General features: G+C 74.6%; 14 protein-coding genes. 6 read left to right on the plus strand and 8 right to left on the minus strand.

The window, feature by feature from the left end:
- Positions 1-310 precede the first annotated feature (310 nt).
- A complete protein-coding gene (locus tag AC27LF_RS24605; protein ID WP_479658620.1) occupies positions 311-1,027 on the minus strand; it encodes a VIT1/CCC1 transporter family protein in 717 nt (238 codons plus the stop codon).
- A 270-nt stretch (positions 1,028-1,297) separates the two neighbouring features.
- Here AC27LF_RS24605 and AC27LF_RS24610 point away from each other — a divergent pair, with 270 nt between their 5' ends.
- The 5 genes from AC27LF_RS24610 to AC27LF_RS24630 all read left to right on the plus strand — a co-directional run bounded on the left by AC27LF_RS24610 (position 1,298) and on the right by AC27LF_RS24630 (position 6,431).
- Complete coding sequence (locus tag AC27LF_RS24610) at positions 1,298-2,296, plus strand: DEDDh family exonuclease (protein WP_479658619.1); 999 nt, start codon at positions 1,298-1,300, stop codon at positions 2,294-2,296.
- 444 nt (positions 2,297-2,740) lie between these two features.
- Positions 2,741-2,974, plus strand: a complete 234-nt coding sequence (locus tag AC27LF_RS24615; RefSeq protein WP_479658618.1) for a hypothetical protein — start codon at positions 2,741-2,743, stop codon at positions 2,972-2,974.
- A 49-nt stretch (positions 2,975-3,023) separates the two neighbouring features.
- Positions 3,024-3,815, plus strand: a complete 792-nt coding sequence (locus tag AC27LF_RS24620) for an SURF1 family cytochrome oxidase biogenesis protein (protein WP_479658617.1) — start codon at positions 3,024-3,026, stop codon at positions 3,813-3,815.
- A 70-nt stretch (positions 3,816-3,885) separates the two neighbouring features.
- The gene (locus AC27LF_RS24625) at positions 3,886-5,670 is read left to right on the plus strand and encodes a glycoside hydrolase family 15 protein (protein WP_479658616.1); all 1,785 of its coding nucleotides are present in this window, start codon (positions 3,886-3,888) and stop codon (positions 5,668-5,670) included.
- A gap of 5 nt (positions 5,671-5,675) precedes the next feature.
- A complete protein-coding gene (locus tag AC27LF_RS24630; protein WP_479658615.1) occupies positions 5,676-6,431 on the plus strand; it encodes an SDR family oxidoreductase in 756 nt (251 codons plus the stop codon).
- Positions 6,432-6,830: 399 nt separating this feature from the next.
- Here the strand turns inward: AC27LF_RS24630 and amaP are convergent, their stop codons facing one another.
- From amaP to AC27LF_RS24655, 5 genes are read right to left on the minus strand one after another with little or no spacing between them, the layout of a single operon-like run.
- On the minus strand, positions 6,831-7,418 hold the full coding sequence (gene amaP, locus AC27LF_RS24635) for an alkaline shock response membrane anchor protein AmaP (protein ID WP_479658614.1): 588 nt from the start codon (positions 7,416-7,418) through the stop codon (positions 6,831-6,833).
- Positions 7,415-8,092 (minus strand): DUF6286 domain-containing protein, encoded by a 678-nt coding sequence (locus AC27LF_RS24640; RefSeq protein WP_479658613.1) that lies wholly within the window; start codon positions 8,090-8,092, stop codon positions 7,415-7,417. The genes amaP and AC27LF_RS24640 overlap by 4 nt, the downstream gene beginning before the upstream one ends.
- Positions 8,089-8,520 carry an Asp23/Gls24 family envelope stress response protein gene (locus tag AC27LF_RS24645; RefSeq protein WP_404029071.1) on the minus strand — a complete coding sequence of 144 codons (432 nt, stop codon included), beginning with the start codon at positions 8,518-8,520 and terminating at the stop codon, positions 8,089-8,091. Before AC27LF_RS24645 ends, AC27LF_RS24640 begins: the two co-directional genes overlap by 4 nt.
- Complete coding sequence (locus AC27LF_RS24650; protein WP_404029073.1) at positions 8,517-8,711, minus strand: hypothetical protein; 195 nt, start codon at positions 8,709-8,711, stop codon at positions 8,517-8,519. The genes AC27LF_RS24645 and AC27LF_RS24650 overlap by 4 nt, the downstream gene beginning before the upstream one ends.
- Positions 8,712-8,761: 50 nt before the next feature.
- Entirely contained in the window at positions 8,762-9,247 is a 486-nt protein-coding gene (locus tag AC27LF_RS24655; protein WP_404029075.1) for an Asp23/Gls24 family envelope stress response protein, read from the minus strand.
- 87 nt (positions 9,248-9,334) lie between these two features.
- Between AC27LF_RS24655 and AC27LF_RS24660 the strand changes: the two genes are divergently transcribed.
- Positions 9,335-10,219 (plus strand): Asp23/Gls24 family envelope stress response protein, encoded by an 885-nt coding sequence (locus AC27LF_RS24660; protein WP_479658612.1) that lies wholly within the window; start codon positions 9,335-9,337, stop codon positions 10,217-10,219.
- 450 nt (positions 10,220-10,669) lie between these two features.
- Here AC27LF_RS24660 and AC27LF_RS24665 read toward each other — a convergent pair whose 3' ends face one another.
- A complete protein-coding gene (locus AC27LF_RS24665; protein ID WP_479658611.1) occupies positions 10,670-11,473 on the minus strand; it encodes an enoyl-CoA hydratase/isomerase family protein in 804 nt (267 codons plus the stop codon).
- A 165-nt stretch (positions 11,474-11,638) separates the two neighbouring features.
- Entirely contained in the window at positions 11,639-11,860 is a 222-nt protein-coding gene (locus AC27LF_RS24670; protein ID WP_004002281.1) for a helix-turn-helix domain-containing protein, read from the minus strand.
- Positions 11,861-11,937: the final 77 nt, after the last annotated feature.

Here is an 11,937-nt window from a genome sequence, read left to right on the forward strand (position 1 = left end):
GGGGTCTTTCTCGTGCGGTGTCCGTGCGGTGTGTGTGCGGAGGTGCCTCGTGCGGTGTGCGTAGGGCGGTGTCTCGTGCGGTGTTCGTACGGCGGTGTCTCGTGCCTCGGCGGTGTGCGTGCGGCGGTGCGCCTGGTGGTGGGGGGGCGTGGGGGTGGGGGTGGGGGTGGGGGTGTGATGGTGGGGGCGTGGTCGCATGGTGGTGCGTGCGGGTGTGCGGGGCGCCCGGGGTGGTCGAGCCCACTTCACGGTACGTCGTCCGCGCGCCCGACCGCCGTCTGACGGACCCGCGCGTCGGAGCGCGGACCGGTCAGACCCCGACCGCGCCCAGCAGCGTGCCGACCGCGTAGGTGACCCCCATCGCCAGGGCTCCGCCGGCCACGTTCCGCAGCACCGCCCGGCCGGGGGCCGCCGCGCCCAGCCGGGCGCTGCTCCAGCCGGTCAGCACCAGCGCGGCCAGGACGGACACCACGGTGACCGGGAGCCGCCGGTCCGCGGGCGGCAGCACGATGGCGAGCAGGGGCAGCAGCGCGCCGACCGTGAAGGCCAGGAAGCTCGCCCATGCCGCGTGCCAGGGATTGGTCAGCTCGTCCGGGTCGATCCCCAGCTCCACGCGCGCGTGGGCCCGCAGCGCGTCCCGCGCGGTGTACTGCTCCGCCGCCTCCCGCGCCACCTCACGGGACAGCCCGCGCTCCTCCAGCAGGCCGGCCAGTTCCTCCAGTTCGGCCTGCGGCTGCTCCGTCAACTCCCGCTTCTCCACGGCCAGGGCGGCCATCTCCGAGTCACGCTGGGTCGACACGGACACGTACTCGCCCGCGGCCATCGACATCGAACCGGCCAGCAGCCCGGCGAGTCCGGCGGTGAGCAGGGCGGCACGGTCGCTCGTCGCTCCGGCCACACCGACGACGAGTCCCGCCGTGGACACGATGCCGTCGTTCGCCCCGAGGACCGCCGCCCGCAACCAGTTCAGCCGGGAGCCGAGCCCGCCGCCGTGCGGCTCGTCGTGTGGGGGGTGCGTCGGTTCCATCACAGGACGGAGGATCGCAGCTCGCGCTCCGCGGCGCCCGCAGCGACGCTCCCGGGCGCCGGCCGCGCACCGAGCGGGACGCGCACCGAGCGGGACGCGCACCGGCCGCGACGACAACGGCTGTGCTTTGGACGCGCCTTGCCGGGCCGCCGGTGCACCGGGCCCGAAACGCGTGCCCGTCGCGGGGAATTGACGCCGGCTCGGACACGACGCGGGGCACCGGGAGCCTGGGGGCGGGACTGTCGGTACCGGCCCGTATCCTCAGTGACCATGCTCGAAGACCGTACGACCGCAGCGTCCTCCCCCACCCGGTGGCCGGCCGCGTATCCGAAGGGATACGCGGTCGTTGACGTGGAGACCACCGGGCTGGCCCGCGACGACCGGATCATCTCCGCGGCCGTCTACCGGCTGGACGCGCGCGGCGAGGTCGAGGACCACTGGTACACACTGGTCAACCCGGAGCGCGATCCGGGCCCGGTGTGGATCCACGGTCTGACGAACGAGGTGCTGGCGGGGGCGCCGCTCTTCGCCGACATCGCCGACGAGTTCGCCGCCCGGCTGGCGGACCGGGTGCTCGTCGCGCACAACGCCGTCTTCGACTGGCAGATGATCGCACGCGAGTACGCGCGCGCGAAACGCGAGGCGCCGGTGCGTCAGCGGCTGTGCACCATCGCGCTGTCCAAGGAGCTGGGGCTGCCGCTGCCCAACCACAAGCTGGAGTCACTGGCGGCGCACTTCGGCGTCGTACAGCGGCAGGCGCATCACGCGCTGGACGACGCGCGCGTGCTCGCGGAGTCCTTCCGGCCCAGCCTGCGGGCCGCGGCGCGGGGCGAGGTGCGGCTGCCGCTGCTGGAGTGCCGGCCGCTGACCGAGTGGAACGACACGCCGGTGCCGCGGATCGGCCGGCAGGCGGGCGGCGGCCGGGGAGGCTACGGACCGTCCGGTTGGCGCCCCGCCCGCAGGCGCCCCGCGTGCCCCTACCCCAACCCGGGGCGCTGGCAGGAGGGCGGACGGCTCAAGCAGGGCATGCGGGTCGCGTTCTCCGGGGACACGTCGGTCGACCGCGAGCTGCTGGAGGACCGGGCGACGGAGGCGGGGTTGCATGTGTCGACGAGCCTGTCACGGCTGACCAGCCTGCTGGTCACGAACGACCCGGACTCGGGCACCTCGAAGGCGGTCAAGGCACGGCAGTACGGCACACCGGTGGTCGACGAGGCGGCGTTCGCCCACCTGCTGAGAGACGTAGAACCAGCGACCCCCCAACGCTGACCACACGGTACGTGGGGGCGGGCAGGGCTCTGCGAGGCTTGGGCAGGGCTGTGCCGGTGGGCCGGTGGCGCCGGGTTGTGCCGGGGCTCGGGCGGGGGTGCTCCGGTGGGCTGCCGGCGCCGAGTGTGCGGCGGGTGACGGTGGTCGGCACCGCCGGGATGCGCCGTGGTGGTTGCTCGCCGCTGCGGCGGGACATTCCGTTGCGGCATGTTTCAGGGGCTGCCGCCGGCGCGCGGCCGACGCCTGGCTGTGCCTGGGCCCGCACGCGGACGCCGGCGTGGTCGTCCTCGGCTCCCGCGCCCCGGCCACCGGCGCGCGGGACACCGGTGGCGGTACGCGCGGGCATGGGCAGGGCGGTCCCGCGCCGCCGGGCGGTTGGGTGATTGGGGGCGACTCGCGCTGTGGTCGCTCGACCGGGGGACGAGGACCGCTCACCCTGAGCCCATGGCGACATGCGAAGTTTGCGGCAATGACTACGGAATGACGTTCGAGGTGCACGCCCAGGGCGCGGTCCATGTCTTCGACTGCTTCTCCTGCGCGATCCACCGCATGGCCCCGGTGTGCGAGCACTGCCGGGTCTCGATCATCGGCCAGGGCGTGGAGGCCGAGGGCCAGTGGTTCTGCGGTGCCCACTGCGCCCGGGCCGCGGGCAAGACGGGAATCGTGGACCGGGTGTGAACCGGTACCCGACCGAATGCACCCGACGTCCAAGTTGTACGGTCGACGGGTGTACCGCTTCCTGTTGACCCGGCAGTGGGTGATCCTCACCCTGATCGCCCTGCTCCTGATCCCCGTGATGATCGAGCTGGGCTTCTGGCAGAAGCACCGGTACGAAGAGCGCAGCGCCCGGAACCAGTTGGTCACCGACGCGCTGTCCGCCAAGCCCGTACCGGTGGAGCAGCTGACCTCGCCCGGCCACGCGGTGACCCGCACCGAGCGCTACCGCAGCGTCACCGCGACGGGCACCTTCGACACCGGCCATGAGGTCGTGGTGCGCCGCCGGGTCAACTCCGGCGACGAGGTCGGCTTCCACGTCCTGACCCCGTTCGTGCTGACCGACGGGAAGGTGCTGCTGGTCAACCGCGGCTGGATCCCGGCGACCGGCTCCCAGACCGCCTTCCCGAAGGTCCCCGCGCCGCCCGCGGGCCGCACCACCGTCACGGGGCGGCTGAAGGCGGACGAGACGACCGCGGCGAGCGGCATCAAGAACGTCGAGGGACTGCCGGACCGCCAGATCATGCTGATCAACAGCGAGGAGGAGGCGCGGCGGCTCGGCGCCGAGGTGCTCGGCGGCTACATCGAGCAGACGGCCCCCGCGCCGAAGGGCGACACCCCGCAGCAGATCTCCGACCCGGGCAAGGAAGACGCCCCGCTGAACTACGCGTACATGATCCAGTGGTGGCTGTTCGCCGCGGCGGTCCCGGTCGGCTGGGCCGTCCTGGCACGCCGGGAGGCACGCGAACGGGCCCGCACGACGGACGGCGAGACGGCTCCGCAGGCGGAACCCGCCGCCGTGTGACCGCCGGGCGCGTCACCCGCCCGGCCGCGACCCGGATTGCCCCGTCGGCACACCGGGAACCCGCATCTGCGTGCACCCCCGCATCGAGGACTACGCCCTCATCAGCGATGAGCAGACCGCTGCCCTGGTCGGCACGGACGGCTCCATCGACTGGCTGTGTCTGCCCCGCTTCGACTCCGGCGCCTGCTTCGCGCGGCTCCTGGGCGACGAGGAGAACGGGCACTGGAGGATCGCACCCGTGGACGCGGGCCGCTGCACCCGCCGCGGCTACCGTCCCGACACCCTGGTCCTCGACACCGAGTGGGACACCCCGCGGGGAACGGTCCGGGTCACCGACCTGATGCCGCAGCGCGAGCGCGCCCCCGAACTGATCCGGATCGTGGAGGGCGTCAGCGGGCGCGTCACCGTGCACAGCACGCTCCGCCTGCGCTTCGACTACGGCTCGATCGTCCCGTGGATGCGCCGCTCCGGCGGCCACCGGGTCGCCGTCGCCGGACCGGACTCGGTGTGGCTGCGCAGCGAACCCGAGGTGCGCACCTGGGGCAAGGACTTCGGCACGCACTCCGAGTTCTCCGTCGCGGAGGGCGAGAAGATCGCCTTCGTCCTCACCTGGCACCCCTCGCACGAGCCGCGCCCCGGCCTGGTCGATCCGTACGAAGCGCTCAGCTCCAGCGTGCGGGACTGGCGGCGCTGGGCGGCCCGCTGCCGCTACGACGGCCCCTACCGGGACGCCGTCGTACGCTCCCTGATCACCCTCAAGGCCCTCACGTACCGTCCGACCGGCGGCATCGTCGCCGCCGCCACCACATCGCTGCCCGAGGAGCTGGGCGGCGTACGCAACTGGGACTACCGCTACTGCTGGCTGCGCGACTCCACCCTCACCCTCGGCGCGCTGCTGTCCGCGGGATACCACAAGGAGGCCGGGGCCTGGCGCGACTGGCTGCTGCGCGCGGTCGCGGGCGATCCGGCGGACCTGCAGATCATGTACGGCGTGGCCGGTGAGCGGCGGCTGCCCGAGTTCGAGGTGCCGTGGCTGTCCGGGTTCGCCGGGTCGGCGCCGGTGCGGATCGGCAACGGCGCCGTCAACCAGTTGCAGCTCGACGTGTACGGCGAGGTCATGGACTCGCTGTGGCTGGCCCGGCGTTCCGGTCTTTCGCCCAAGCCGCACATGTGGTCGATGCAGAACATCCTGCTGGAGTGGCTGCGCGCCCAGTGGCGGCAGCCGGACGAGGGGCTGTGGGAGGTGCGCGGCGGACGCCGGCACTTCGTGCACTCGAAGGTGATGGTGTGGGTGGCCGCCGACCGGGCGGTGCGCACCCTGGAGGAGTACCCCGAACTCCCCGGGGACAAGGCGGGCTGGCGGGCGCTGCGGGACGAGGTGCACCGCGAGGTGTGCGAGAAGGGCTACGACCCGGACCGCAACACCTTCACCCAGTACTACGGCTCGCAGGAGCTGGACGCCGCCCTGCTGCTCATCCCCCGCGCCGGGTTTCTGCCGCCGGACGATCCGCGGGTGATCGGCACGGTGGACGCGGTCCGCGCGGAGCTGGGGTGCGAGGGCTTCGTGCAGCGCTACGCCGGCACCGGCGACGGCATCGACGGGCTGCCCGGCCGCGAGGGCGTCTTCCTGGCCTGCTCGTTCTGGCTCGCGGACGCGCTGCATCTGACGGGCCGTACGGAGGAGGCGCGGCGGCTTTTCGAGCGGCTGGTGGGGATCGCCAACGACGTGGGGCTGCTGTCCGAGGAGTACGACCCGGTGGCCGGGCGCCAGCTGGGCAACTTCCCGCAGGCGTTCAGCCATATCGCGCTGGTGAACACCGCCCTCGTGCTGTTCGGGGGCGACGGGGCAGGATAGGAGCCATGGATCTTGGACTGAAGGACCGGGTGTACGTCGTCACGGGGGCCACCCGCGGGCTGGGCAACGCCGCCGCGCGCGAACTGGTCGCCGACGGGGCGAGGGTGGTCATCACCGGGCGGGACGAGCAGCGGGTCGCCGACGCGGCGGCCGAACTGGGGCCCGGCGCGGTCGGCATCGCCGTGGACAACGCCGACCCGGACGCCCCCGCGCAGCTGATCGCGACCGCCCGCGAGCGGTTCGGCCGCTTCGACGGTGTGCTCGTCAGCGTCGGCGGGCCGCCGCCCGGGTTCGTCGCCGACAACACGGACGAGCAGTGGCGGGCGGGCTTCGAGTCGGTGTTCCTGGGCGCGGTGCGGGTCGCTCGCGCGGCGGCGGAGGAGCTGCCGGAGGGCGGTGTCATCGGGTTCGTGCTGTCCGGGTCGGTGCACGAGCCGATCCCCGGGCTGACGATCTCCAACGGGCTGCGGCCCGGACTGGCCGGCTTGGCCAAGTCGATCGCGGACGAGCTGGGGCCGCGCGGGATCAGGGTCGTGGGGCTGCTGCCGGCCCGCATCGACACGGACCGCGTGCGCGAGCTGGACGCGCTGTCCGCGGACCCGGCGGTCACCCGTGCCGCGAACGAGGCCCGCATCCCGCTGCGCCGGTACGGCACACCGGCGGAGTTCGGCCGGGTCGCCGCGTTCGTGCTGTCCCCGGCCGCCTCCTACCTGACGGGCATCATGATCCCGATCGACGGCGGAATGCGCCACGGCTTCTGAACCCGGCAGCCGGCCCGCGCAGGACGCAACGGCCCGTCCCGGCGCCTTGGCCGGTGCCCCGAGGCACGCGGCCCCGGCTCCGGGAGCCGCCTGCCGGTCGGGCCCGGGGCCCGGCAGGTTCGGCGGGCCCCGCGCGAAGACCGGGACGAGCAGGTCCAGCGGCCACCGGCCAGGGCTGGTGAGCAGGAACGTCGCGACCACCACGACAACGCCGGGCAGCGCACCGGGGCGCTCCCGGCGGGACGCGCAGCGGGCCGCCGACGCGGCGGCCGGACTCGGGCCCGGCGCGGTCGGCATCGCCGTGGACAACGCCGGCCCGGACGCCGGACGCCCCCGCACGGCTCATCGCGACCGCCGCGCGGCGCACCGCCCCGGTGCCGGCCTGCGCGGCCCGGGCCGTCACGTCACGCGTTCCGCGCGGTGTTTGACGGCGCGTAGGAATACCTCCGCCGGTAGCGACGGCAGCCGTGCGGAGTCGCGGGCGCGGGCCAGGGACTCGGTGGCGAGGTGGTGCAGGGCCGTGCCGGGGTCCACGTCCGGTTCCAGCTGGAGCCAGACCCGGGCCTGCGGGGCGGTGCGGCGACCGGTCAGCGTCGCCTGGGCGTGGGCCACCCCGTCAAGACGGGCCGCGTCCTCGACGAGCACGCTCTCCAGGGCCCGGCCGCGCAGCAGCGCGCCCGCGCCGTCGCCCGTGTCGACGGCCACCTCGGCCAGCCGGCGGCGGCGCAGCACCGCGGTCAGCCACCACAGCCCGAGCAGGACGAGCACGGCGAGCGCGGCGATGACCGCGGGCCACCACCAGCCGGCGTCCCGCCACCGGCTCCGCTGGGCGTCGCTGAGCAGCACGTCGTGCGGCCCGCCGTGGATCCACCAGGACGGCGGCCGTGTGCCAAGGCCCACGGCCAGCACCGGCCCGCCGACGGCGACCAGCAGCAGACCGATGATCCCGATCAGCACCCGGTTGGCGATCCTGAGCACCGCCGTCACCCCTTCCGTCCGGGCCGCGCCACACGCACCGACAGGGTGGGCGGCCGGGACAGGCCCAGTCCCCGTACCGCCTCGGCGAGCGTGAGGTCCAGATCGGCGCGTACCTCGTCGAGTTCGCGGAAGTGCGAGACCGCGCGGACGTCGGCCTTCCGCCGCCGCATCCGCACCCGCACCGACCGCACGCCCGAGACCTCCATGGCCCGGTCGCGCAGCACCTGGGCGGCGGCCCGCCGCTGGAGTCCGGCCCGTACATCAAGGTGGCCGCGCCGCATCGGCAGCAGGCTCCGCAGGCCCGGGGTGACGGCGAGCGCGATCAGCCACAGGCCGAGGACCGTGGCGACGCCGGCGCCGATCAGCACCCAGATGTCGTCGAGGGGCCGGTGCGCGAGCTGATGGGCCAGGGCGCGGCGCCAGTGCATGGCCGGCCGGTGGGCCCGCACGGCGGCGACGTCGTACAGGAAGACGCCCGCGCCGAGCAGGAGGAGCAGCGCGACGATCCCGGCGGGGACCCGGCGCGCGGACCAGAAGCGGCCGTCCCGGCCGTCCGGGCCGTCCGCGGCGCGCGGCGGATCGTAGTCCGCCGCCGAGGCGGACTGGTCGAGTGCGGGGCCGGCCGGTTTCTCCACGACCGGCAGGGGCCGGGTGCCGGTCTCCATGCCCTGGGGCTCGTTCATCGCGTCCTCCCGTCCGCGCCGTGCCCCGGTGCCAGATGCAGCCGCTCCACCTCCACGGCGACCTCCGGCACCTCCATGTCCACCAACGCGCCTACCCGCTCGGTCACATGACGACGCACGGCCGCACAGCGGGCGCCGATGTCGGTCGGGTAGTCGAGTTCGAGGTGGACGCGGACCCGGGCCGAGGCGGTGGCGGTGCCCCGGGTCCGGGCGGATTCGGCGGCCGGGGGGCGCACGACGACGGTCGCGTGCGGGGGCGCGGCGTCCTTCGGGAGCGGGCCGACGGCCTCCCGCGCGGCCTGCGCGGCGATCTTCGCGACGACCCGGTCGGCGATCCGGGTGGCGCCGCGCGCGCCCGGCGCGACGGCGGTCACGGCTCCGCGTGCCGCGCCCGGCCCGCCGCTCAGGGACTCACCGGCGGTCGTCATCGGCGCCGGTCGCGCTTGCCGTCGCGGGTACGGAAGAAGTCACCCGGTTCCAGGTCCCCCTCCAGGAATCGGCCGACGACGAACCCGATCGCGCCCAGGGCCGCCACCAGCAGGAACGCGCCGAACCCGCCGAAGTATCCGGCGAAGCCCAGCGCCATTCCGGCGATCATGCCGATCACGGCCATGTTCATGCTGCCCTCCTCCGCTCCTCAGCCGCGTGGTCCGATCGCCGCCCGGGGCTTCACTGGATCCGCGGCTCCAGCTCCTCTTCTTCTTCCTCGGGGAGCTTGACATCACTCACCGCGATGTTGACCTCCACGACCTCAAGTCCGGTCATCCGCTCCACGGCGGCGATCACGTTCTCCCGGACGTCGCGGGCCACGTCGCCGATGGACACCCCGTAGTCCACGACGATCTCCAGGTCGAGCGCGGTCTGCACCTCGCCGACCTCGGCCTTCACCCCGCGGGTCACCGACTTCGAACCGCCCGGCACCCGGTCGCGCACGGCGCCGAAGGTCCGGCTGAGACCGCTGCCCATCGCGTGCACGCCCAGCACGTCACGCGCGGCGAGCCCGGCGATCTTCTCCACGACCCCGTCGGCGATGGTGGTCCGGCCGCGGCTCGCCGGGTCCCCACCGCCGCGTTTGGTGGCCTTGCGGGTCTGCACGGGTGTCTCGGCCTCGGCCTCGGGGCCCGTCGTCCGGTTCTGCTCCGTCATGTCGGTCATCGCCGTGCGTCCCTTCCGGTCGTCCTCCTGCGACCACCGTATGTGCGGTGGCGGGATCGCGCGCCGGGAATGGGGCAGGCTGGAGGAATGACGGCGGATCCATGGACCCGAGTGGTGCGGCAGCAGGTGGGGCTCGGCAGGCTGCTGCCGCTGGGCGGTGCGCGGGACGGCGGGTGGATCACGGAGGCGGCGGCCGAGGCGGTGCTGCGGGGCGCCGCCGCGGAGGTGCCGGGGGTGCGCCTGGGCAGGCTGCGGATCGCACGCGCCGAGCCCGACGGTATGGACGTGGTGGACGGGACCGGCGGCATCGAGGGGGCCGACGAGGTCGACGAGGCCGGTGACGCCGGCGAGGCTGTCGCGGCTGGCAAGGCCCTCAAGGCTGAGGGGGCCAGTGAAGCTGTTGAAACCAAGGAGGCCGATCGGGCTGAAGAAGCCGACGAGGCTGAAGAGGCCGTCGTACCGGCGCCGCCGAGCGCGCTGTCCCCGGGACCGCTGCGGGTGGTGGCGGACTTCGCGGCCACGGCCGCCGCGCCGCTGCCGGAGACCGCGTCCCGGCTTCGGCTGGCCCTGGCCACGGCCGCGGACCGGCGGCTCGGGCTGACGGTCACGGAGGTGGACCTGCGGATCACCGAACTGCTGGACGGACCTGCGGACCCCCCGAAGGCGCGGGCGCCGCAGCCGCCCCCGGCCCGCGAGGGCACGGACCCCGACGAGATCCGCGCGGCGACCGCGGCCCTGTCGGTGCCGGGCGTGGTCCGGCTGACCGGCAGCCTCGGCGGTCTCGGCCGGGGCGTGCACTGCGAGGTACGGCGGCACGGGGTGGGCGCGTCGCCGCACCGCCATGTCCGGATGGAGCTGGCGGTCGCGGCGGGGCACCGGCCGCGGGACGTGGTCCGTCAGGTGCGTACCGCGGTGGCGGCGGCGCTGGAGGGCCGTACGACGGTGGCGGTGCTGGTCACGGCGGTGGGCTGAGCGCCGCGTCGGCGGGCCTGCGGTGGCGGGCCGAGCCACCCCGGCCACGGCCGGCCGCCCGCTCGGGCGCCGCAGGGCGGCCGGCCGCCGCGCCGGGGCACGGCCGAGAGGACCGCGACCTCCCGGAGCCGCAGCGGAACACCGGCCGCCCGAACGCCGACGTCCGACGACGGCCAGTGCGGCGACCGCGGACCGTACCGCCGGAGCCGGGCGCCCGGGGGCACGTCCTCGGAACAGGCCCCGCAGCCCGTGCGCGACGCCTGACGACGGCCAGTGCGGCGGCCACGGACCACGCCACCGGAACGCGGCGCCCGGGGGCACGTCCTCGGGACAGGCGCCGCAGGCCGTGCGCGATGTCTGACGACGGCCAGTGGGGCGACCGCGGACCGTGCCGCCGGGGCGCGGCGCCGGGGGGCACGTCCTCGGGACAGGTGCCGCAGGCCGTGCGGCTCAGTCGCCGGCGCCGGCCAGATCCCGCAGCCGCCGCGCCTGGGCGGCCCGTTCGGCGGCGCACTGCTCCTCGTACGTGCGTCCGCCCGCCCCGCGCAGCAGGGCCTTGGTCTCCACCACGGCGTCCCGTGGCGCGGCCAGGATCGCCGCGGTCAGGTCGCGTACGGCGGCGTCGAGTTCGCCGACGGGCACCGCGAGGTTGGCGAGCCCGCAGCTCACCGCCTCCTCGGCGCCGACGAACCGCCCGGTCACGCAGATCTCCAGCGCGCGGGCGTATCCGACCAGGCCGACCAGCGGGTGCGTGCCGGTCAGATCGGGCACGATCCCGAGGCTGGTCTCGCGCATCGCGAACTGCACGTCGTCCGCGACGACGCGCAGATCACAGGCGAGGGCGAGCTGGAAGCCGGCACCGATGGCATGCCCCTGGACGGCGGCGACGGAGACGAGGTCGTTCCGCCGCCACCAGGTGAATGCCTCCTGGAAGGCGGCGATGGTCGCGTCCAGTCCGGCATCGTCGCGGCGTGCGAGATCGGTGAGCGTCGGCTCGTCCGGGATGCCGTCCGGCGCGAACATCCGCCGGTCGAGGCCGGCGGAGAAGGACTTGCCCTCGCCGCGCAGCACGACGACTCGCACGGTGCCCGGCAGCGACCGCCCGGCCTCGGCCAACGCCCGCCACAGTGCGGGGCTCTGGGCGTTGCGCTTGGCCGGGTTGGTCAGGGTCACCGTGGCGAGCGCGTCGTCGACGGTGAGCCGTACGCCGTCCTTGTCGAGTGCGGGAGCAAGGTCCTGGTCGGGCGAAGCCATGGGGCGCCTCCGATGAGTGCGGTCGACACGCCGTGCCGTGACGGCATGCTAAGTGACTGCACAGTAACCACCCGGCCGATCTGAGCTGCCCCCAGGCCCCCTCAGGGGCACTGCGGGAGGACCGGCCGGGTGGCCACCATCGAAGCCGATGGGCCGCCCGGGGGGTCAGGACGATGCGGCCTTCTTGCCCCGGGTCGCTCCGCCACGCCCACGGAGCGTGACGCCCGACTCGCTGAGCATCCGGTGTACGAAGCCATACGAGCGGCCGGTCTCCTCGGCCAGCGCCCGGATGCTCGCACCGGAGTCGTACTTCTTCTTCAGGTCTGCCGCGAGCTTGTCGCGCGCGGCGCCGGTCACCCGGCTGCCCTTCTTCAGAGTCTCGGCCACCCGTGCCTCCTCATGGGAAGTGCGCTCTGGTCTCCTCATGATCACCCCTCCCGGGCCCGATGGCCACCCATTCGGCA

It is taken from the genome of Streptomyces diversicolor, assembly GCF_057537855.1.

Bases quoted from the DNA above. Each gene is read 5' to 3' on its own strand.
- AC27LF_RS24605 (WP_479658620.1), bottom strand. From the start codon at position 1,027: ATGGAACCGACGCACCCCCCACACGACGAGCCGCACGGCGGCGGGCTC.
- AC27LF_RS24610 (WP_479658619.1), top strand. From the start codon at position 1,298: ATGCTCGAAGACCGTACGACCGCAGCGTCCTCCCCCACCCGGTGGCCG.
- AC27LF_RS24615 (WP_479658618.1), top strand. From the start codon at position 2,741: ATGGCGACATGCGAAGTTTGCGGCAATGACTACGGAATGACGTTCGAG.
- AC27LF_RS24630 (WP_479658615.1), top strand. From the start codon at position 5,676: ATGGATCTTGGACTGAAGGACCGGGTGTACGTCGTCACGGGGGCCACC.
- AC27LF_RS24640 (WP_479658613.1), bottom strand. From the start codon at position 8,092: ATGAACGAGCCCCAGGGCATGGAGACCGGCACCCGGCCCCTGCCGGTC.
- AC27LF_RS24645 (WP_404029071.1), bottom strand. From the start codon at position 8,520: ATGACGACCGCCGGTGAGTCCCTGAGCGGCGGGCCGGGCGCGGCACGC.
- AC27LF_RS24650 (WP_404029073.1), bottom strand. From the start codon at position 8,711: ATGAACATGGCCGTGATCGGCATGATCGCCGGAATGGCGCTGGGCTTC.
- AC27LF_RS24655 (WP_404029075.1), bottom strand. From the start codon at position 9,247: ATGACCGACATGACGGAGCAGAACCGGACGACGGGCCCCGAGGCCGAG.
- AC27LF_RS24660 (WP_479658612.1), top strand. From the start codon at position 9,335: ATGACGGCGGATCCATGGACCCGAGTGGTGCGGCAGCAGGTGGGGCTC.
- AC27LF_RS24665 (WP_479658611.1), bottom strand. From the start codon at position 11,473: ATGGCTTCGCCCGACCAGGACCTTGCTCCCGCACTCGACAAGGACGGC.